13 protein-coding genes are annotated in these 21,303 nt (G+C 46.5%); 8 read left to right on the plus strand and 5 right to left on the minus strand.

Annotated features, from left to right (window positions below; genetic code table 11):
* The first annotated feature begins 198 nt into the window (after window positions 1–198).
* Window positions 199–4,533 carry a CotH kinase family protein gene (locus NFI81_RS07495; protein WP_234613141.1) on the plus strand — a complete coding sequence of 1,445 codons (4,335 nt, stop codon included), beginning with the start codon at window positions 199–201 and terminating at the stop codon, window positions 4,531–4,533.
* A gap of 69 nt (window positions 4,534–4,602) precedes the next feature.
* Here the strand turns inward: NFI81_RS07495 and NFI81_RS07500 are convergent, their stop codons facing one another.
* Window positions 4,603–6,420 (minus strand): M61 family metallopeptidase, encoded by a 1,818-nt coding sequence (locus tag NFI81_RS07500; RefSeq protein WP_234613139.1) that lies wholly within the window; start codon window positions 6,418–6,420, stop codon window positions 4,603–4,605.
* A 137-nt stretch (window positions 6,421–6,557) separates the two neighbouring features.
* On the opposite strand from NFI81_RS07500, the gene NFI81_RS07505 reads away from it, so the two are divergent.
* Both NFI81_RS07505 and lspA read left to right on the plus strand, forming a co-directional pair.
* Window positions 6,558–7,247 (plus strand): 3-keto-disaccharide hydrolase, encoded by a 690-nt coding sequence (locus tag NFI81_RS07505; RefSeq protein ID WP_234613138.1) that lies wholly within the window; start codon window positions 6,558–6,560, stop codon window positions 7,245–7,247.
* Entirely contained in the window at window positions 7,248–7,760 is a 513-nt protein-coding gene (lspA, locus tag NFI81_RS07510; RefSeq protein ID WP_234613137.1) for a signal peptidase II, read from the plus strand.
* 67 nt (window positions 7,761–7,827) lie between these two features.
* Here lspA and NFI81_RS07515 read toward each other — a convergent pair whose 3' ends face one another.
* Both NFI81_RS07515 and NFI81_RS07520 read right to left on the minus strand, forming a co-directional pair.
* A complete protein-coding gene (locus tag NFI81_RS07515; protein WP_234613136.1) occupies window positions 7,828–10,098 on the minus strand; it encodes an aconitate hydratase in 2,271 nt (756 codons plus the stop codon).
* A 57-nt stretch (window positions 10,099–10,155) separates the two neighbouring features.
* Window positions 10,156–12,927 (minus strand): bifunctional aconitate hydratase 2/2-methylisocitrate dehydratase, encoded by a 2,772-nt coding sequence (locus NFI81_RS07520; RefSeq protein WP_234613135.1) that lies wholly within the window; start codon window positions 12,925–12,927, stop codon window positions 10,156–10,158.
* A 336-nt stretch (window positions 12,928–13,263) separates the two neighbouring features.
* Between NFI81_RS07520 and topA the strand changes: the two genes are divergently transcribed.
* The 4 genes from topA to NFI81_RS07540 are packed head-to-tail and all read left to right on the plus strand — an operon-like array spanning window position 13,264 to window position 18,501.
* Window positions 13,264–15,714: a type I DNA topoisomerase gene (topA, locus tag NFI81_RS07525; protein ID WP_234613134.1), complete on the plus strand. Its 2,451-nt coding sequence runs from the start codon at window positions 13,264–13,266 to the stop codon at window positions 15,712–15,714.
* Between the two features lie 34 nt (window positions 15,715–15,748).
* Entirely contained in the window at window positions 15,749–16,435 is a 687-nt protein-coding gene (locus NFI81_RS07530; RefSeq protein ID WP_234613133.1) for an SIR2 family NAD-dependent protein deacylase, read from the plus strand.
* Complete coding sequence (locus NFI81_RS07535; protein ID WP_234613131.1) at window positions 16,435–17,316, plus strand: bifunctional 5,10-methylenetetrahydrofolate dehydrogenase/5,10-methenyltetrahydrofolate cyclohydrolase; 882 nt, start codon at window positions 16,435–16,437, stop codon at window positions 17,314–17,316. The genes NFI81_RS07530 and NFI81_RS07535 overlap by 1 nt, the downstream gene beginning before the upstream one ends.
* 18 nt (window positions 17,317–17,334) lie before the next feature.
* Complete coding sequence (locus tag NFI81_RS07540) at window positions 17,335–18,501, plus strand: helix-turn-helix transcriptional regulator (RefSeq protein ID WP_234613130.1); 1,167 nt, start codon at window positions 17,335–17,337, stop codon at window positions 18,499–18,501.
* Here the strand turns inward: NFI81_RS07540 and NFI81_RS07545 are convergent, their stop codons facing one another.
* Both NFI81_RS07545 and NFI81_RS07550 read right to left on the minus strand, forming a co-directional pair.
* On the minus strand, window positions 18,502–19,275 hold the full coding sequence (locus NFI81_RS07545; protein WP_234613128.1) for a hypothetical protein: 774 nt from the start codon (window positions 19,273–19,275) through the stop codon (window positions 18,502–18,504).
* Window positions 19,268–20,353 carry an AMP-binding protein gene (locus NFI81_RS07550; protein ID WP_234613127.1) on the minus strand — a complete coding sequence of 362 codons (1,086 nt, stop codon included), beginning with the start codon at window positions 20,351–20,353 and terminating at the stop codon, window positions 19,268–19,270. The genes NFI81_RS07545 and NFI81_RS07550 overlap by 8 nt, the downstream gene beginning before the upstream one ends.
* Window positions 20,354–20,465: 112 nt before the next feature.
* Between NFI81_RS07550 and menB the strand changes: the two genes are divergently transcribed.
* Window positions 20,466–21,290 carry a 1,4-dihydroxy-2-naphthoyl-CoA synthase gene (gene menB / locus NFI81_RS07555; protein WP_234613126.1) on the plus strand — a complete coding sequence of 275 codons (825 nt, stop codon included), beginning with the start codon at window positions 20,466–20,468 and terminating at the stop codon, window positions 21,288–21,290.
* Window positions 21,291–21,303: the final 13 nt, after the last annotated feature.

The raw sequence follows: 21,303 nt of genomic DNA on the forward strand, positions 1-21,303 counted from the left end.
AATATTTGGAATTGGGGCTAAAATCATTCTATTAAGGCTGTTAAACGATTTCTACAATATGTGAATTTTGACTAAAAAGTGATGAACTATCGGTCACTTCCAGTTATTATTCGGTAAGGCTGTGGCGTATAAATATATTAAGTTTGATATGCACTCTCCTGATATTGGGCGGTGTTTATCACACAAAAATAATACGTCATGAGAAACCTCTTTTACCTGACCCTTTTCTGGCTGCAATGTTTATGCGTCCATGCACAGATCCCCGCCGACAATTACAGATTTTACATTGACGAGGGGCGCAAGATGATCGTTTGCAATCAACTGCCAAATCCTTCTCAAATTACAGGCTCGCCCATTCAAATGCAGTTCGGGGCGAAGGTTTTTACTTTCCCTGGCAACATTTCAACACTTTCACACGGTGTTAAGTACTTGATCACCAATGGTGGCCAGCAATATTCTCTGTACTTTACCCAGCTGCCTCTGGTAAACCTGGAAGTGCCTGATCCGTCTCAGATCAACCTCGAAGAAGAAATTCCGGGTGGGATATCCATTGCCGAATCAACAACTACCCCGCTGATTTCCAACATGGCGATACGCATAAGGGGTAACAGCTCATCTTTTTTCCCGAAAAAAAATTACAGGGTCCAGTTCAAGGATGCCCAGGGCAAAAATAAGGATGAATCCATCCTGGGATTAAGAAGCGATAAGCGCTGGCTGTTTTTTGGAATGTGGAATGAAGAGTTGAGGTCTACAAACAATGTATCCCACAATCTCTGGATCGACATGCACAAGCTCTATTATGCGGCATCTGAACCTTCCGCATTTTCGTCCATCCGGACCAAATATGTGGAAGTCTTCATGAACAAATCATATAAAGGTGTGTATATGATCGGTGAGGATATGGACCGCAAGCAGTTGCAGCTGAAAAAGAATGACGGCGATGTAACGAGAGGTGAGTTATTCAAAGCAGATGACTGGTCCCTGTCGGCCGCGTGGGAGGGAATTGGTGTAGCAAAGCCTGCGCCCGGGTCAGAAGATTGGCAGAGCTGGGAACTGGAATATCCCGATTATAGCGATTGGAATAACCATCATAACCTGTTGAAAGCCGTTATAGAATCGTCAGATGCCGATTTCAAGGCCAATATCTGGAACTTGTTCAAGCAGGAAAATGTGATCGACTACTTTATTTTTCTGAACCTGCTGTCGGTGGAGGACAACATGGAGAAAAATTATTTTATCGGCCGTTACGATCAGGGGCAGCCCTGGTTTTTTATCCCGTGGGATCTCGATGGAGCCTGGGGCTATTTCCCGGATGGAGTGCGCAGCAACAAGACCCAGGGAGACCGGCAAAATGGCCTTTTCAAAAAGCTCTTCCGCACGAACCCGGACGGTTTCAAGAACAAACTCGCAACCCGTTATTTCCAGCTCAGACAGAATTTATTGACAGAAGCCAACTTGAAAAACCGCTTCCAATCGAACTATAATCTACTGAATTCCAATCTTATTTACGAGCGCGATGCTGCGGTTTCGCAAGATAATTACGGTGGTCCCAACCGGTCGGGCGGGCTGGCCTATGTGAACAATTACATTACACAACGGTTGGCCTGGCTGGACACCTACTTCTGTCCCATGATGGATGGCGGGTGCAACGGCCAGTCGTCCTGTGCTTTTGAGATCACGGCAAATGCTTCCAATATAAGCCCCGCTTGTTCGGCAAATGTCACATTATCGTCCGGCTGCACAGGAGCAGATTGCGCGGGCGTCACTTACACGTGGAGCGGAAACGGCATTAATCAAACGGGAACCTCGATTAACATCACAGCTCCGGGCGCAAACGGCTCTTACACTTACACCGTAAAAGCTTCCAAAAGCGGATGCGCCGACAAAACGGCAATGGTAACATTAAACATTACCAATTGCACGCCGCCTGTTGGCAATGATCCTTTCAGCGCCTGTCTGGAAGCTGAGAGTCAAAACGGAAACGGTGCCATTACCGGTGATCCGAATGCTTCCAACGGCAGCACAAGAGGTGAGAAAGATAATTACAACCATTATGTCGACTACGTAATCAACGGCGTAAAAGCGACCGGAGCACATCAGGTGAAGGTTCGTTATTATGCCAATGGCGCCGCACAGGGCAGTTTCTCGGTGAATGGAAATGTGGTGTTGCCATCGGCCAATTTCCCTCCTACTTACTCCTGGAACATTGTTTGGCGTGAGGAAACATTTAATGTGACGCTTAACCAGGGCAACAATACGCTCCGGATCCAGGGATTGCCCGGATACAGCATTCGTCAGGATAAAATATGCGTGACGGGTCCTGGCGGCCAGAATCCGCAGGAGCCAACTTGTAATTTCAACCTTGCGCCAAGTGCCAACAAAGGAACTTACGCGCCGCAGGAGCAGATCAGTTTCAATGCTAATTGCACAGGCGGCGATTGCGGAAGCGTTTCTTACGCATGGACAGGCAATGGTGCCAATGCATCAGGCGCAACGGCCAATATCAATGCACCAGCTGCCCCAGGAAGCTACACTTATACGCTAACCGCTTCCAAAAACGGCTGCGCGAGTAAGACAGTGAATGTGACCATCCAGGTGGCCAATTCGCAGCCAACTTGTGCTTTCGACATTACGGCTAGCGCTTCCAATACAGCTCCGGCTTGTTCGGCAAATGTCACATTATCGTCCGGCTGCACAGGAGCAGATTGCTCGGGCGTCACTTACACGTGGAGCGGAAACGGCATTAATCAAACGGGAACCTCGATTAACATCACGGCTCCGGGCGCAAACGGTTCTTACACCTACACCGTTAAAGCTTCCAAAAGTGGATGCGCGGACAAAACGGCAACGGTAACATTAAACATTACCAATTGCACGCCGCCTGTTGGCAATGATCCTTTCAGCGCCTGTCTGGAAGCTGAGAGTCAAAATGGAAACGGTGCTATTACCGGTGACCCGAATGCTTCCAACGGCAGCACAAGAGGTGAGAAAGATAATTACAACCATTATGTCGACTACGCAATCAACGGCGTAAAAGCGACCGGACCACATCAGGTGAAGGTTCGTTATTATGCCAATGGCGCCGCACAGGGAAGTTTCTCGGTGAATGGAAATGTGGTGTTGCCATCGGCCAATTTCCCTCCTACTTACTCCTGGAACATTGTTTGGCGTGAGGAAACATTTAATGTGACGCTTAACCAGGGCAACAATACGCTCCGGATCCAGGGATTGCCCGGATACAGCATTCGGCAGGATAAAATATGCGTGACGGGTCCTGGCGGCCAGAATCCGCAGGAGCCAACTTGTAATTTCAACCTTGCGCCAAGTGCCAACAAAGGAACATATGCACCGCAGGAGCAGATCAGTTTCAATGCTAATTGCACAGGCGGCGATTGCGGAAGCGTTTCTTACGCATGGACAGGCAATGGCGCCAATGCATCAGGCGCAACGGCCAATATCAATGCACCAGCTGCCCCAGGAAGCTACACTTATACGCTAACCGCTTCCAAAAACGGCTGTGCGAGTAAGACAGTGAATGTGAACATCCAGGTGGCCAACTCGCAGCCAACTTGTGCTTTTGACATTACGGCTAGTGCTTCGAATACAGCTCCGGCTTGTTTGGCAAATGTCACATTATCGTCCGGCTGCACAGGAGCAGATTGCGCAGGCGTCACTTACACGTGGAGCGGAAACGGCATTAATCAAACGGGAAGCTCGATTAACATTACAGCTCCGGGTGCAAACGGCTCTTACACTTACACCGTAAAAGCTTCCAAAGGTGGCTGTGCGGACAAAACGGCAACGGTAACTTTAACCATTACCAACTGCAATCCACCTGTGGGCGGTAATTTCAGCCTCTGCCTCGAATCTGAGAATCAAAGCGGGAACGGCGCCACTACCGGCGATCCGAATGCTTCCAACGGCAGCACCAGAGGAGTTAAAGAGGATTACAATCACTACGTGGATTACGCTGTAAATGGGGTGCCAAGTGCGGGAGTTTATCAGCTTAAACTACGCTACTCTGCGAGCTCAACCCCTAATATTGCAATCTCGGTCAATGGCAATACGGCTATCGCTTCCACTAATGTTCCCGCCACGCATACCTGGAACATTGTTTTCCGCGAAGTGGTCTTTAATATAACGCTTGCCGCTGGCAACAACACAGTCCGCATTCAGGGATTGAATGGCCCCAGCATCCGGCAGGATAAACTTTGCGTAACAAACTCAGGATCAAATGCTAGAATGGGTGTGCCTGAAAACTTGTTCAAGTTGGCAGGGCCGGACGAACGCCTGAATGTATTCCCTAACCCATCGCCGGGCGAATTCAATGCGAAGTTCAGTCTTTCCAATGACGACGAAGGAACCATCACGGTTACCGATATTCGTGGAAGGGTTTGGCATACGTCCAAAGTGAAAGGAAATGGGACGCATGACGAGAAAATCAAGCTGCCGAATGCTCCGGCCGGCATCTATTTAATTCAAATTAAAAATGGTAAAACAACGGATGTTAGAAAACTGCTAATTGCTCAATAGCTAACCTCTCAAAAAGCAAAAAAGCCGGAGCTAAGCTTCGGCTTTTTTGCTTTAAAAACTCACAACTATTTACTTAATCTTACCCCCTAGCCAATCTTTGCGGAATTTTTTCATTTCCTCGGTTACCGGCAAGCTGGCAGTTTCGTTCGTTTGCACGACCCATTTTGGATTTTCTACCAATGTGATCATCCCCAGTTTGACGTTTTCGCGATGGCTATATTCGACGGCAATTTGTTCGCCAGGCTTGTGCGCATTGAGAATAGCGGTTAACTCCGCCTGCGTTGCCACTGCTTTGCCGCCCAGTTTCAGAATCTTGTCGTCAATGTCCAGTCCCGCAATGTATAAAGGTGAATCAATGATGGTGTTGGACAAAATGGTAAGCTCCGTTCCCTCCTTGTAACGAACGTCGCCGATCCAAGCCTTGCCAGCAAACTCCTTTTTCAATGTTAATCCCGCCATTTGGAGCAACGGCGCGTAATCGAACGACTCATAACCATTGATATATTTTGCAAAAAAACCTTCTGCAAAAGCTTTGTCTTTACTATAAGTAACCAGCACGTCCTGCAAATCGCTCACCTGGTAAGCCACTTCCGGCTTTCCGTGTTTCCGCCAAACGGCTTGCATATATCCGTCCAGAGTCAATCCACGTGTACGCAATTGCAGATCCAGCGCCAGTGCAATGGAAGCGCCGTAAGGATAGTATGAAGTGTAAATGTTGGGATAATTGGTTTTGTCAATGGATACACCCGCATCAACAAAAACCGCATTGTTACTGGCCTGAACAGGAGAAATTCGCTTCGCACCGGCTGTATTTTCTTTGGTATTCACCAAGAAACTCAACTCCTGACAGTATTCCTCGGGCGACATGAAACCCGCCCGCGCCAAGATCAGGTCACCATAATATTGGGTAAAACCCTCTGCGAACCAAAGCTCGAAGCTCATGTTGCTCTTTTCAAAATCGAATGGTTCGAGTGTTTTCGGACGGATGCGCTCTACGTTCCAGGCGTGAAAAAATTCATGAGAAAATACACCCAACAATTCGTTACCGCCATTGAATGCAACAGGAAGGGCGATCATTGTACTGTTGCGGTGCTCCATTCCATCTCCTTTCACATAAGGATTTATGCTGGCCAAAAATGTATACTGCCTGAAATCAAAAGCCGGGAACTCGCCGTAAATCATCTGGCTTTCCTGTGTAATGCGTTTGATTTTAGCAGCAAAACCATCTGCTAATGAGTCGTTTCCCGTAATTTCAAGCGCCAGCCTTAATTTAGCGGGCGTTTTATCCGGGTTACTCAACGTCCATTCCTTTATGGTGAGTTTCCCGATCTTGATCGGCGAGTCCATGAAATATTGCAGATCCGACGCGCTGAATGTGTTTGGCTGCGCCCCTGGTTTAAGTTGTGTGGCAATGGTCCATTGGCCTTCCTTCGGTAAATTAAATTTTACCTCGATAGGTGCTTTCTGCAATTCCCTTACCCACAAAAAAGTCGCTGGCGCATTCAAATGAATGCTATTCTGATCCAAGCCTGCGTAAGTTCCGTCGGCGTGATTGGCATAAAGCGTGTATTGCACTTTTACAAAACCATTCAATCCCGAAACTTTATACACATCGCCATCAACACGCTGAACCGCAATTTCCTGACCTGCTCTGTCCAAAGCCTTTACATCATAAACATTCTTTCCGTACTCATGCGTGGCATAACGGCCGGGTGAAGAACGGCTCATGCGAAATGTCAATTCCTTCTGCGGTGCATCGGTAACCGTCACAGCAACGTTAGCTTCGTGATGGACGAGATTGGGGAATGAAACTTCATAGTTGATCTTTTGCGCAAAAGCATAATTCACAAAAAATGGAAGCGTGCACAGGTAAAAAAGTTTTTTCATAGCAGCGATGATATCAAAATGGAAGCGTTCAATTTAATCTTAATCTTCTACATTTAATACGGGGATGATTGCACTCAGCTGATAATTGCTTAATTTTTCCGTTCTAAATGATATCCAAACCTGAAATAACCTTATTGATGAAACAAATACTTTTGTCCCTGTGCCTGCTTTTGCTTAGCATTTCCCACCAATCCCAGAGCCAGACGAAAACACTTTTTAATGGCAAAGACTTGAAAGGCTGGCACATTGATGTTCCCGATATGGATAAGGATCCGGCTTTGAAAACGCCATTTATTGTACGCAATGGCTTATTGGTAAGTTTGGGAACGCCGGGCGGGCATTTGATTACCGACGATCAATATGAAAATTTCCGCTTGACTTTTCAGTATCGTTTCGCGGGCAAGCCGGGCAATTGCGGTGCGCTGGTTTTCGTTTCAACGCCCCGTGCACTTTATGAAATGTTCCCCAAATCAATCGAGGTTCAAATGATGAATCAGAATGCCGGGGATTTCTGGTGTATCCAGGAGGACATTACGGTGCCTGATATGGAAAAAAGGCGCGGCCCAAAGGAAAAATGGGGTGTCAATGGTGACAAATTAAGAAGAATCCCCAACCTGACTGATGGAACCGAAAAACCGCTCGGCGAATGGAATTCAATGACGATCGAATGCGTAAAAAATTCAATTAAGGTGTGGCTGAACGGAGTGATGGTTAATTATGGTTATAATGCAACAGCGCAGAAGGGACAAATTGCTTTACAGGCGGAAGGCTCGGAAGTGGAATTCAAGGAAGTGAAAGTTGCATCCATTAAATCTTTGTCAAAATAAATGTTTGAAATAAAATCGGATCGGCTGGTCAGGAACATCTCTATTTTTCTGATACTCATTGCCAACATCGGCTGCGACCAGATCTCGAAAAATGTGATCCGTAAAAATGTGGGGTTTTATCAGACGATCAGCGTTGTAGAAGACATCGTAACAATAACTTATGTGGAAAACACCGGAGCATTTCTGAGCATCGGCAGCGGACTTCCGCACACGCTGAAAGTGATTCTGCTATCCGTTATTCCGTTGATAGTACTCTTTTTTGGCGTTGCTTACATATTAATGAAGCGGAACCTCACGCTCATGAGCGCGCTGGCGCTTAGCTTCGCAATTGGCGGCGGGATCGGCAACATTTACGACCGGCTCGTTCACGGATCAGTAACCGATTTTCTGCATATTAACCTGGGTTTTTTCCAAACCGGCATTTTTAATATGGCCGACGTGTCGATCATGATGGGAATGTTCATCTTTTTTATTCAGTCCTATACACGGCAAAAGGCAAGAATGCTGGGTTAACCACATGCCTTTAAATGCAAAAAACTCCTTCGCAGGAGTTTTTTGCATTATATACTATTCTCAACAACTACGCTGCTCCAACCGATCTGCGGATGATATTCAATGCAGAACCTGCTTTGAACCATTCAATCTGCTGCTCGTTGTAAGTATGGTTCACCGGAAATTCTTCGTTTGTACCGTCAATGTGATGCAAAACGATTGTTAGCGGCTGGCCTTCTGCGAATGTTTCCAATCCGAGGATATCAATTGAATCATCTTCCTGAATTTTATCGTAGTCGGCTGTGTAGGCAAACGTTAATGCAAGCATTCCCTGCTTTTTCAGGTTCGTTTCGTGGATACGCGCAAAGGATTTGGTTAAAATGGCTCGAACACCAAGGAAACGTGGCTCCATTGCGGCATGCTCGCGGGATGATCCTTCTCCGTAATTTTCATCTCCCACAACGATCGTTCCGATGCCATGTGCTTTGTAATCACGCTGCACCGCCGGAACTTCCGCATATTGATTTGTCAGTTGATTCTTAATGGTGTTGGTTTTCTCATTATAGTAGTTAACCGCCCCGATCAACATGTTGTTGGAGATATTATCAAGGTGTCCCCGGTATTTCAACCACGGGCCTGCCATTGAAATATGGTCCGTTGTACATTTTCCTTTTGCCTTAATAAGGAGTTTCAAACCTTTCAGATCTGTCCCTTCCCAAGCTGCAAATGGTTCAAGCAACTGCAAGCGATCCGAAGTGGGGCTTACCAAAACCTGAACCTGGCTAGGATCTGACGCAGGAGCCTGATAACCAGCATCTTCTACTGCATATCCTCTCACAGGCTGCTCCAAACCACTTGGTTCGTCCAGCATTACTTCAACACCCTCTGAATTGATGAGCTTGTCTGTACGCGGATCAAAAGTAAGGCGGCCAGCAATCGCCAACGCCGTTACGATTTCAGGAGAAGCAACGAATGAGTGCGTATTAGGGTTACCATCCGCACGTTTCGAGAAATTTCGGTTGAATGATGTGATAATGGAGTTTTTCTCCCCTTTTTCAGCACCGTGACGCGCCCACTGACCGATACATGGTCCGCAAGCATTCGCCAAAACAACACCGCCGATGTGAGCAAATGTATCCAGATAACCATCCCGTTCCACCGTATAGCGAACGAGTTCGGAACCCGGCGTAATGGTATATTCTGAGCTTACCGTCAATTTTTTATCAACAGCCTGCTGCGCCAGTGACGCCGCGCGGCTTACATCTTCATAACTTGAATTGGTGCATGAACCGATCAATCCAACCGAAAGCACTTCCGGCCAGCCGTTTTCTCTCACCGCTGTCGCGAATTTAGAAAGCGGCCACGCCAAATCCGGTGTGAAAGGTCCATTCACATGCGGTTCTAATGTAGAAAGATCCAATTCGATCAGTTGATCAAAATAGGTTGCAGGATCTGCATAAATCTCGTCATCAGATCGCAAATATTCTTTAATGCTGTCCGCAGCATCTGCAATTTCAGCTCTCTCAGTTGCTCTCAGATAAGCCGCGCTTCTTGCGTCATAAGCGAAAATAGAAGTCGTTGCTCCGATTTCGGCACCCATGTTGCATATTGTGGCCTTACCCGTTGCTGAAATGCTTTCTGCACCATCACCAAAGTATTCAACGACATATCCTGTTCCGCCTTTTACAGTCAACTGTCCTGCAACCCAAAGAATTACGTCCTTGGCAGCAGTCCACCCACTCAGCTTTCCAGTCAATTTAACGCCGATCAAACGTGGCATTTTAAGCTCCCATGCGAGTCCTGACATCACATCACTGGCATCAGCACCGCCCACACCAATCGCGATCATTCCCAAACCACCCGCATTAGGCGTATGTGAGTCCGTTCCGATCATCATACCGCCCGGAAACGCGTAGTTTTCAAGCACAACCTGGTGAATGATACCCGCTCCTGCTCTCCAAAAGCCTAAGCCGTATTTATTGGAAACGGAAGAAAGGAAATCGTAGACTTCTTTGTTCTTATCAACCGCATTTTTCAAATCCTGCGTCGCTCCGACTTCTGCCTGGATCAAGTGATCGCAATGCACCGTAGAAGGAACCGCTACTTGCGGCCTTCCGGCCTGCATGAATTGCAAAAGCGCCATCTGGGCCGTCGCGTCCTGCATGGCCACACGGTCCGGAGCAAAATCTACGTAAGATTTGCCGCGTTCGTATACTTGCGTCGGCGTCCCTTCCCACAAATGGGAATATAAAATCTTTTCTGCCAGAGTTAAAGGCCGCCCTTCAATTTTACGAGCAGCTTCTACTCTTTCCTGCATGCGGGCGTAAACGCCCTTAATCATCTCTAAGTCAAAAGCCATAGTAATTGGAATTAATGCTAATACATGCACAAGCGTCAACAACTGTGCCAGTAGTAACTACCTGCTCAATTGTTTGACAGGAGGTGCGAACTTGGTAAGGTCAATGCCGACCACAGCTGCTTTGTATTCATCTAAATTGGGAATTCGCCCAAGGATTGCAGACAAAACAACAACTGGTGTGGATGCAAGCAAGGACTCTCCTTTTTTACGATCCGAATCTTCAACGACCCTTCCCTGGAAAAGGCGGGTGGATGTTGCGAGAACCGTATCACCTTTGGCAGCCTTTTCCTGGTTACCCATGCACAGGTTACAGCCGGGACGTTCCAGATACATCATGTTTTCGTATTCGGTGCGTGCTGCAACTTTCGGAGCACTGTCATTAAATTCGAAGCCTGAGTATTTCTGCAAGACATCCCAGTCACCTTCATTTTTAAGCTCTTCTACGATATTATAGGTAGGTGCCGCCACCACAAGCGGTGCACGGAATTCAACCTTGCCTTGTTGCTCTTCCAGATTCCTGAGCATTTGAGAAACAATTTTCAAATCTCCCTTATGAACCATACACGAGCCCACAAAACCCAGATCGACTTTTTTATCCTCTCCATAAAAAGAGAGCGCGCGAATCGTATCGTGCGTGTAACGCTTGGAAACATCTTTGTTATTAACATCAGGATCCGCAATCATAGGCTCCACGATCACATCCAAGTCGATCACGACTTCGGCGTAATATTTTGCATTTGCGTCCGGAACCAACGCAGGTTTTTCACCTGACTTAATCTCAGCAATTCGCTTGTCCGCTTTATTGATCAATCCCTGCAGAACCTGTTTGTGATTCTCCATGCCTTTATCGATCATGATCTGGATTCTGCTTTTTGCAATTTCCAGTGATTGGATCAATGTGTCGTCCTCGGAAATACAGATGGAAGCTTTCGCCTTCATTTCTGCGGTCCAGTCGGTGAATGTGAAAGCCTGATCAGCCGGAAGCGTTCCTAAATGCACCTCGATGATCCTGCCCTGAAAAACATTTTCACCACCAAATTTTTGAAGCATTTGTGCCTGCGTCGCATGAACCACATCACGGAAATCCATGTGATCCTTCATGTCACCTTTGAAAGTTACCTTAACTGATTCAGGGATCGGCATGGAAGCTTCACCCGTTGCCAATGCAAGCGCAACAGTTCCAGAATCAGCACCGAACGCAACACCTTTGGACATTCTTGTGTGCGAATCACCACCGATGATGATCGCCCATTCGTCGATCGTAATATCATTAAGCACTTTGTGTATCACGTCCGTCATGGCGTGATATTCACCTTTCGGATCGCGGGCGGTAATCAAGCCGAAATCATTCATGAATTTCATGAGTTTCGGAATGTTCGCCTGCGCCTTTTTATCCCAAACGGAAGCCGTGTGGCAGCCAGACTGATAAGCACCGTCAACGATTGGCGAAATTGTTGTTGCAGCCATCGACTCCAATTCCTGAGCAGTCATAAGGCCCGTAGTATCCTGCGATCCTACGATATTTACTTCAACACGAACATCCGAACCGGCGTGCAACACTTTGCCCGGCGTAATGCCAACCGCATTTCTGTTAAATATTTTTTCAACCGCAGTAAGGCCTTGTCCTTCGTACGAAATTTCCTTCGAAGGAGCAAATACAAGCGGGATATCAATTCCCAGAATCTTTGACGCGATCGTCTGGATTTTTTTACCAAATACAATGGCATATGAACCGCCAGCTCTGATAAATTCCTTTTTCTGAGGCGTAAGCGCCTTCGAAATGTCGATCAGTTCGCGGTCGCCATGATATAGTTTTTTTGTTCTTGTATTAATGGTAAGCACAGTGCCCGTAGCAACCGAGTAAACTTCTTCAAGAATAGGGTCACCATTTTCATTGCGAACGATTGCCCCATTTTCATCCACTTTTTTAACCCAGTTTTTCAGGTCAATGCCAATGCCGCCCGTAACATCAACAGTTGTAAGGAAAATCGGCGAAATGCCATTTGTTCCACCAACGATCGGAGCGATATTGACGAACGGGATGTAAGGGCTCGCTGGTTTACCAGTCCACAAAGCCACGTTGTTCACCCCCGACATTCTGGATGAGCCAACACCCATTGTGCCCTTCTCGGCAATCAGCATTACGCTCTTGCCCGGATGTTCTTCCTGCAAAGCCTTGATCTCGTTCTGAGCCTGAGGCGTAATCATACACAAGCCATGTAATTCACGGTCTGAACGTGAATGCGCCTGGTTCCCGGGAGACAGCAGATCCGTAGAAATGTCGCCTTCGCCGGCAATAAAAGTAACGATTTGAATTTCCTCAGGCACTTCCGGCAATTTTGTAAAAAACTCTGCCTGTGCGTAACTCCTGATAATCTCCTTCGCAACTTCGTTATCGTTCTTAAATGCTTCCTTTAAACGGTCAATATCTGCGTCATAAAGGAAAACTTGTGTTTTAAGGACCTCAGCAGCTTGTCTTGCAATGGTGTAGTGATCGCCCAAAGCCAAGTCAAGTAATACTTCAATGGAAGGGCCGCCTTTCATGTGAGATAACAACTCAAATGCAAAAGCAGGCGTAATTTCTTCTAGTATGGATTCCCCGAGAATAATCTCTTTTAAAAACCGCGCTTTTACACTGGCAGCGCTTGTGGTTCCGGGTAAAGTATTGTAAATGAAAAATTTGAGAGAGTCTTGGCGATGCTCGCTATGAACATCTTTAATCTGCGCGATAATTTCGCCCAGCAATTCAGCGCCGTCTATCGGCTTTGGGTGAAGTCCCTGGGTTGCTCTTTCTTCAATCTCCTTAATGTAGTCCTTATAAATATTCATAGTGAAAATTTTCAATATACGCCTCTTGAATTGGGAAGATTTTTGTTATTAAAACACGCGAAAATACAAATTAACAGCATATGCGGAGGCCTGCCCGCTCTTTTTCGCTCCTATTTAGCATCATTATATACTAAGGACGCATTTAGATAACCTTGCCCTGATTCTTTTTGTTCTTACAGTCAGGATATTTAGAAAATAATTTCAAAAACGCGTAACCGGGGCTGCCGTATTATCGGCGATTTTAACCTACCTTTTCGGCAGCGCTTTGATTTTTTGTAGGATTGTACCCTATATTTGGACATTCAAAGTGCTACAAGATCCCTTAAATCGAAAGTTATGTCAAAAAATCTGGTGATCGTAGAGTCACCGGCGAAGGCCAAAACCATTGAAAGTTATTTAGGAGCAGATTTCACCGTCAAGTCAAGTTTCGGGCACGTTCGTGACCTACCGGAGCATGATATGGGCGTGGATGTAGAGCATGGTTTCCAGCCTTCTTACGAAATTTCAGCTGATAAAGTCAAGGTGATATCCGAGCTTAAAAAACTGGCCAAAGGCGCAGAGGTTTGGCTGGCAACGGATGATGACCGCGAAGGAGAGGCGATTTCGTGGCACTTGAAAGAAGCGTTGGGGTTGCCTGATGATACCAAAAGAATTGTGTTCCGGGAGATTACGAAAACCGCTTTACAAAACGCGATTTCCAAACCCCGTATAATAGATGTGGATCTTGTAGATGCGCAGCAGGCACGCAGGATCCTCGACAGGCTTGTAGGTTATGAGCTTTCTCCTGTGCTTTGGAAAAAAATACGCATCGGAAAATCAAACCTTTCAGCAGGCCGTGTGCAATCCGTTGCAGTCCGGATTATCGTAGAAAGAGAAAGGGAAATTGATGCCTTCAGAAGCAAAAGCAGCTTTAAAGTAACCGCGCATTTTGATCTCGGAAACGGGAAAGTCTTAAATGCTGAACTCGCCAAGAATTTTGCGCAGGAAGACGATGCCATGAAATTTCTTGAAAAATGCCTTGGCGCACAATTCTCTATCAAAAGTCTTGAAGTTAAACCAGCTAAAAAAACACCCGCACCGCCATTCACAACCTCTACATTACAACAGGAAGCATCCAGAAAACTGAGCTTTTCCGTAGCGCAAACCATGACCGTGGCACAGCGGCTTTATGAAGCAGGTAAGATTTCCTATATGAGAACGGACTCCACAAATTTGTCGGAGGAAGCATTGGAAAAAGCCAGGGTTCAGATCACGAAGGAATACGGGCAGGATTACTATAATAAAAGGATATTCAAGACCAAAAACGAATCGGCGCAGGAGGCTCACGAAGCCATCAGGCCAACTGATTTTTCAACATTAAATGGCAGCAGCGACCGGAATGAGCAGCGCTTGTACGAGCTGATCTGGAAGCGTGCGATTGCTTCTCAAATGTCAGATGCGCAACTGGAACGCACAACGGCAACCATTTCTATATCCACCACTTCGGAAGAACTTGTTGCGCAAGGTGAGGTGATCAAATTTGAGGGTTTCCTGAAAGTATACCTGGAATCCAGCGATGATGAAGGCGATGAAGAGCAAAAAGGAATGCTGCCTCCATTGAACATTAACCAGATCCTGAACCTGGCAGACATGAAGGCGACGGAGCGTTTTACCCGAAACCCGCCGCGTTATACGGAAGCAAGTTTGGTAAAAAAGCTGGAAGAAATGGGCATCGGACGTCCATCTACATACGCACCTACGATTTCTACTATTTTAAGGCGTGAATACATTGTAAAGGAAGACCGTCAGGGAAACGAACGCGAGTTCAAAGAACTGACGCTTTCGAACAATCAGATCGTTGGGAAAGTTAACAAGGAAATATACGGTTCAGAAAAGGCAAAACTGTTTCCAACAAGCACCGGAATGGTCGTTAACGACTTCCTTGTCAGCCACTTCAATGACATTATAGATTATTCTTTCACAGCGAATGTTGAGAAGGACTTTGACAATATAGCGGACGGCCAGCTGGAATGGCGCCAGATGATCAAAAACTTTTATACACCATTCCAAAAGAAGGTTACCGAGGCCAATGAGGAAGCGATTGATCGCAGCCTGACCTCTCGTGATCTTGGTGAAGATCCTGCAACGGGCAAAAAAGTGTCCGTGAGAATCGGAAAATATGGTCCTTATGTGCAGATCGGCGATGCCGAGGATGAAGAAAAACCAAAGTTCGCCAGTTTAATGAAAGGCCAGCTGATGGAGAACATTACGCTGGACGAAGCTTTCGAACTTTTCAAACTTCCGCGTGAAGTAGGTTTGTATGAAGAAAAAGAGCTGATCGTTAACATTGGGAAATTCGGCCCTTATGTGAAGCATGACGGCAAATATTATTCTTTGGCCAGAACGGATGATCCCATAGCGGTTACCGAAGACAGGCTGGTTGAAATTATCACTGAAAAGCGCCTGAACGACAGCAACAGGACCATCAAAGAATTCAGTGAAGATCCTGATGCAAAAGTGCTTAATGGTAAATATGGACCTTACATTGCTTTTGGAAAAAAGAATGTAAAAATCCCGAAAGGCACCGAGCCAGCATCATTGACTTACGAAGAAGTGGTGAAACTGGCGGCAGAAACACCGGACAGGCCGGCAGGAAGAGGCGCGAAGAAACCAGCGGCGAAAGCAGCAGTGGCAAAAGCACCGGCAGAGAAGAAAGTAGCGGACAAAAAACCCGCGGCCAAGAAGCCAGCAGCAAAAAAGCCCGCGGCAAAAAAAGCAGCGGCACCCAAAGCAGCGAAGAAGAGCTAAACAATAAATCAGTTACACACTAGGAATTGAAATCATGAAAAAACTTGTAGTGCTGTCGGGGGCGGGAATCAGCGCCGAAAGCGGGATCAGTACGTTCCGCGATAACGGAGGCTTGTGGGACAATTTTCGCATTGAAGACGTTGCCACGCCAGAAGCCTGGCAGCGGAACCAGGAGCTTGTGCTGGACTTTTACAACCAGCGAAGAAAGCAGGCCGCAACCGTGAAACCAAACGCGGCACATTACGCACTTGTGGAATTGGAAAAAGATTACGACGTGACCATCATCACGCAAAACGTTGATAATCTGCATGAAATCGCCGGGTCCTCCCATGTGATCCATTTGCATGGCGAGCTGTTCAAATCCAGAAGCACGAAGAACCCGGATCTGGTTTACGAAATGTCGTCCTGGGAGCTGAAAACAGGAGATCTTTGCGAGCTGGGAAGTCAGTTAAGGCCGCACATTGTGTGGTTTGGCGAGGAGGTTCCGATGATGGAAATAGCCATGGAGGTTACCGAAGAAGCTGACATTTTCGTCGTGGTAGGCACTTCCCTGGCCGTTTATCCTGCCGCAGGGCTTGTACATTATGTAGGCGCAGGCAAGCCTGTTTACATTATCGATCCTGCGAAACCGGACATTACCCTGAAATCCAACATGACATTCATCCAGGAAAAGGCAACAACGGGAATGGAAATTCTTATCAAAAATATTACCAATCAATAATGCAGTTACTAGACGGGAAAGCAATTTCATCCCAAATTAAGTTTGAAATAAAAAACGAAGTGGAAGCGTGGATCGCGAATGGCGGCAAGAAGCCACATTTGGCGGCAATCCTCGTGGGTGCGGACGGTGCAAGCGAAACATATGTAGCGTCTAAAATCAGGAGCTGCGAGGAAATCGGTTTCACATCAACATTACTGAGATTCGGGCCTGAGATAAGCGAAAAAGAACTTTTGGAAGCGGTGGAAGGATTGAATAATGATCCTGATGTGGACGGATTCATTGTACAACTTCCTTTACCCAAACATATTTCTGAAAACACAATCATGGAAGCCGTAAGTCCCGCAAAGGACGTGGATGGTTTCCACCCGGTGAATGTGGGTAAAATGTGCAAGGGACTTCCTGCGTACATTTCTGCAACGCCGTTTGGCATTATGGAAATGCTTATTCGTGCCAAAATTGAAACCAGCGGCAAACATTGCGTAGTGATCGGCCGCAGCCAGATCGTGGGATTGCCGATGAGCATACTCATGCAGCGCAACGAATATCCGGGCAATTGCACGGTGACCATTACGCATTCAAGAACGCAAAATTTGAAAGAAATCTGTCAAACCGCCGATATTTTGATCGTTGCATTAGGCAGGCCAGAATTTGTTACCGCTGATTACGTTAAAGAAGGAGCAGTGGTGATTGACGTGGGCATTACCAGAGTTGTGGATGAAACCAAGAAAAGCGGTTTCGCCATCAAAGGTGATGTTGATTTTAATGACGTTGCGCCCAAAGCAAGTTACATTACGCCCGTTCCGGGCGGCGTTGGTTTGATGACCATTTGTGGGTTGCTTACCAACACATTTAAAGCTGCTAAGAAGGAAATTTACAGTTGAAACCTGCAAGGCAATATTATGAGCATCGTAAGCAACAACATCAAATATCTCAGAAGGCTCAACGGCCTTACACAAGAGCAATTTGCAAGAAAGATCGCTATTAAGCGCTCGCTGCTTGGCGCTTACGAAGAAGCCCGCGCCAATCCGAATCTGACCAATCTGAAAAATATGGCGGCGGCATTTGGCATTACGGTGGATAATCTGCTCAAAAATGACCTCAGAAAATTACGCGAAACGCCTGATATGTCTTTGCCTATGAATCCAGGTCGTCCTATGACGGTTTCGCATTCAGGCAATTTGCCAACTCCGGCGCAAACGCGCATTCCGGCTTTTTCGGAGCCGCAGCCATTGTCTAAGATTATGGAAAAATACCAGCAGCCGGAACCCGAGATCCGAATGGTTTCCAAGCAGGTCAATTTCAAACCTGTTAACGGCGAGCCACAAAGTCAGCCAGCGACGCCGGTTGTACAGCCTGTGCCACCCGTGCAACCCGTTTTTCAGAACCAGCCCATTGCTCAAACTCAGCCAGCTTTTCAAAATCAGACAGCTTTTCAGAGTCAACCCGTTTCCCAAAATAAGCCAGTCCCTCAAAATCAACCAGTGATACAGAATCCCCAGGTTAGTGCCCGCCCGGATTCACAATTGCCCGTTTTTAACAATCAATTCCAGGGAAATCAGTTTAATGTGCAGGTTGAAGAAAAGGTGGTTAACTACCCTACTATTCAATGGGTTTCGAAAAATTTGCAGCAAGAATATCTGGCCAATTTCCAGAATCCGGGATATTTAAATCAATTACCCGTTTTTCAGCTCCCTAACCTGCCCATGGGTTACTACCGGGCATTCGAAAGCGGTGCCGATTTCGCATATCCGGGCTCCATTCTCGTAGGAACATTTGTAAGGAACTGGTACGACATTAAGGATGGCATGCAATACATTTTCGTGTTGCGTGGCCACGGTTTTGTGTACAGAACAGCATTTAATCAGGTTAAAACTTCCGGCATTTTACTACTAACCTCCGATATGGCCGATTTGGAAGAACTGGAAGTGCCTTTGCAGGATGTGCAGGAAGTTTGGGAAGTGAAAGCTTTCGTGAGTTTGCAGTTACCTACGCCGCAGCCTTCATTGGAAAGGGTCAGCCTGCTGGTGGATGAATTACAGCAGGAACTGAACCAATACAGATCTTAATTATTTGGACAAAGCATTAAATAATGCTTCGATTTTCGGCAAATCCTTGCTTTTCGCAGTCGTTTCCAGGATTGCGACGCCCATTTGATACCAAAGGCCATCACCGGCTGTAATGTATTTTCCCGCTTTTTTAGGCTTGGCATCTGAAGCATTATCCGGCACAAATTCAGCTTTATAAACGGTGTCCATGATTTTTTGCAGCTGCGACCATTCCAGGTTTCTGGCAGGACTTTTGTCCGTCACAACCGTGAACGACTTTTCCGCGAATGACGCCCGCAAGTCTAACTGCTTTTGTTTGTCGCCATCAATTTCCAGGTAAGTAAGCTCAAAGGCCTTCTCTCTCCCACCCGCTTCGAACACAGCCTGCATAAATTCCTGCAAGAAATACGACCAGCGTTCTTTATCAACCGGATAAATGGTCACCATTTTGCCACTTTCATCCAGCTCAATTTCTATAAAATCTTCAAATTCACTCTCTTCCCTTTTTCTGATGATCTTGGATGACGCCATAATGTCCTGAAACTGATCAATCCAAATCGCAGGAACATTGCCTTTCCAGGCGTAATCGTCATCCGGAGAAAATCCTTCATCCAGCAGATCGTCCTCATCCAGCTCATCGCGATCCAGATATTTAATGTCAAAGTCAACTGTCAGCTGATCTTTGGAAGCGATATCCAGTTTGAGTGTATAAAAATGCGAAAAGGGAGCCGGAACGACCGATGCCGTTTGAAAACGAATGATATAGTAACCTGGGATCTGAATATTTTTATCCATTTTGAGATGCTAAAAGTTGTTGGACAGTGCGGCGTTTATCGACCTTGTCCGTGGTGGTTTTACTAAAATGCTGCACAAAGTAAACATGTTTCGGGGTTTCATAGGCGGAAAGGCGTTTTCTAATTTCCGGAATGATGCCATCAGCTCCTAAAACACTGGCGGGTCCTTCAATGATCAAAACCAATTTCTGACCTAATTTTTCATCGGGCACAGACCAATTAAAAAACGCATTCGTGATTTTCAGATCATAAAAAACTTCTCCGACGCTCGCATCGATTTTATCCAAAACAATCTTCACCCCGCCCGAATTGATCACATTATCAGCACGTCCTATCCATTTGAATGTGTTCCCTGAAATCTCGACCAGATCATTCGTCTGAACAATTTCCCCGTTCGTGACAGGACCTGAAATTTGCAGGCAGCCGCGCTCGTCTATGCCGAAATCAATGTTCGGTAAGAAGTGGTAATCCTCCGAAAAATTTTCCCCGTTCAATCTGCGCAATGCAATGTGTGAAACGGTTTCGGTCATGCCATAACTATGGAAAACCGGAATGTTTAATGCTTCGATTTTTCTTTGCAAAGAAACAGTAACCGGTGCCCCGCCGAGAAGGATTTTCCCAAGTCGGCTAACCTGATCTTCTGTGTTTGGATTAGCAAGAATGGCAAGAAGTTGCAGGGGAACCAGTGCAGCAAAATCAAATACCGCATTTTCGACAACATCCAGCAGCGGATTAGCCGAAGGTTCGATGATCGTCATCTCCCAATCCAGCTCCATCCCCCGAACAAGCATCATTAAGCCAGCTATATAATTTACATTGAGGCAAACCAGCGCGCGAGTCTCTTTTCCCAGATCAAGCGCCTTACCCGTCATCTGAGCGCTGCTAACCAGTTGTCTCCGTTGGACTTCAATGGGCTTGGGATCGCCGGTTGAACCGGATGTTTGTAATGTGAAAGTCTGCTGGCCGTTCAGCCACGATTGCATGAAATCATACGCTTTACCAAAGTAGGGATGCTCTGGTCGTTGCTGGGTTTTGATGGCGGTTATACTTGTGTTCCAGGGCATTGGAAAGTTATTCATTTGTGTTTGAAGGAAACCCAAACAATCTGTAATTTCGCAGATTGTTGCGAACGAGTTAACGGCGGTTATAGTTAACTTTTTAACATCCGATTATTCATTTACATTCCGAATTATGTCAAGTTCAATTCAGTGGGAAACCATTAAAGAATACGAGGAAATCCTATTTACGCTGCACGAAGGCATTGCAAAAATAAGTATAAATCGCCCGCATAAACACAACGCATTCACGCCGCTGACCGTTACGGAAATTATCGACGCGATGCACATTTGCCGCGAAGACACCCGGATCGACGTCATTATCTTAACAGGCGAAGGTGGAAAAGCATTCTGTTCCGGCGGCGACCAGTCGGTGCGCGGACATGGCGGTTACATTGGCGATGACCATGTGCCGCGTTTGAATGTGCTCGACCTGCAACGTATGATCCGCTCAATCCCGAAGGCTGTTATCGCTATGGTTGCGGGCTGGGCAATCGGCGGCGGCCACGTGCTGCACGTCATTTGTGACCTGTCCATAGCAGCCGAAAATGCAAGATTTGGTCAAACCGGCCCGAAAGTAGGAAGCTTTGACGGCGGTTTCGGCGCTTCTTATCTTGCCCGGGTCGTAGGACAGAAAAAAGCGCGTGAGATCTGGTTCCTATGCGACCAATATGACGCGCAGGAAGCATTGCAGATGGGTTTGGTGAATAAAGTGGTTCCTTTGGAAGACCTGGAAACGACGACGGTTGAATGGTGTAAAAAAATCCAGGAAAAGAGTCCGCTGTCCATCAGAATGCTGAAAAGTTCTTTCAATGCAGAGCTCGACGGACAGGCTGGAATCCAGGAATTGGCGGGAAATGCCACATTGCTTTATTATTTAAGCGAAGAAGCGAAAGAAGGGCAAAAATCGTTTCTTGAAAAAAGAAAACCCGATTTCAGTAAATACCCGAAATTTCCCTGATCGCGAAATGCGT

It is taken from the genome of Dyadobacter fanqingshengii, assembly GCF_023822005.2.
Lineage (GTDB): Bacteria > Bacteroidota > Bacteroidia > Cytophagales > Spirosomataceae > Dyadobacter > Dyadobacter fanqingshengii.

Bases quoted from the DNA above. Each gene is read 5' to 3' on its own strand.
- NFI81_RS07495 (WP_234613141.1), top strand. From the start codon at position 199: ATGAGAAACCTCTTTTACCTGACCCTTTTCTGGCTGCAATGTTTATGC.
- NFI81_RS07500 (WP_234613139.1), bottom strand. From the start codon at position 6,420: ATGAAAAAACTTTTTTACCTGTGCACGCTTCCATTTTTTGTGAATTAT.
- NFI81_RS07505 (WP_234613138.1), top strand. From the start codon at position 6,558: ATGAAACAAATACTTTTGTCCCTGTGCCTGCTTTTGCTTAGCATTTCC.
- lspA (WP_234613137.1), top strand. From the start codon at position 7,248: ATGTTTGAAATAAAATCGGATCGGCTGGTCAGGAACATCTCTATTTTT.
- NFI81_RS07515 (WP_234613136.1), bottom strand. From the start codon at position 10,098: ATGGCTTTTGACTTAGAGATGATTAAGGGCGTTTACGCCCGCATGCAG.
- NFI81_RS07520 (WP_234613135.1), bottom strand. From the start codon at position 12,927: ATGAATATTTATAAGGACTACATTAAGGAGATTGAAGAAAGAGCAACC.
- topA (WP_234613134.1), top strand. From the start codon at position 13,264: ATGTCAAAAAATCTGGTGATCGTAGAGTCACCGGCGAAGGCCAAAACC.
- NFI81_RS07530 (WP_234613133.1), top strand. From the start codon at position 15,749: ATGAAAAAACTTGTAGTGCTGTCGGGGGCGGGAATCAGCGCCGAAAGC.
- NFI81_RS07535 (WP_234613131.1), top strand. From the start codon at position 16,435: ATGCAGTTACTAGACGGGAAAGCAATTTCATCCCAAATTAAGTTTGAA.
- NFI81_RS07540 (WP_234613130.1), top strand. From the start codon at position 17,335: ATGAGCATCGTAAGCAACAACATCAAATATCTCAGAAGGCTCAACGGC.
- NFI81_RS07545 (WP_234613128.1), bottom strand. From the start codon at position 19,275: ATGGATAAAAATATTCAGATCCCAGGTTACTATATCATTCGTTTTCAA.
- NFI81_RS07550 (WP_234613127.1), bottom strand. From the start codon at position 20,353: ATGAATAACTTTCCAATGCCCTGGAACACAAGTATAACCGCCATCAAA.
- menB (WP_234613126.1), top strand. From the start codon at position 20,466: ATGTCAAGTTCAATTCAGTGGGAAACCATTAAAGAATACGAGGAAATC.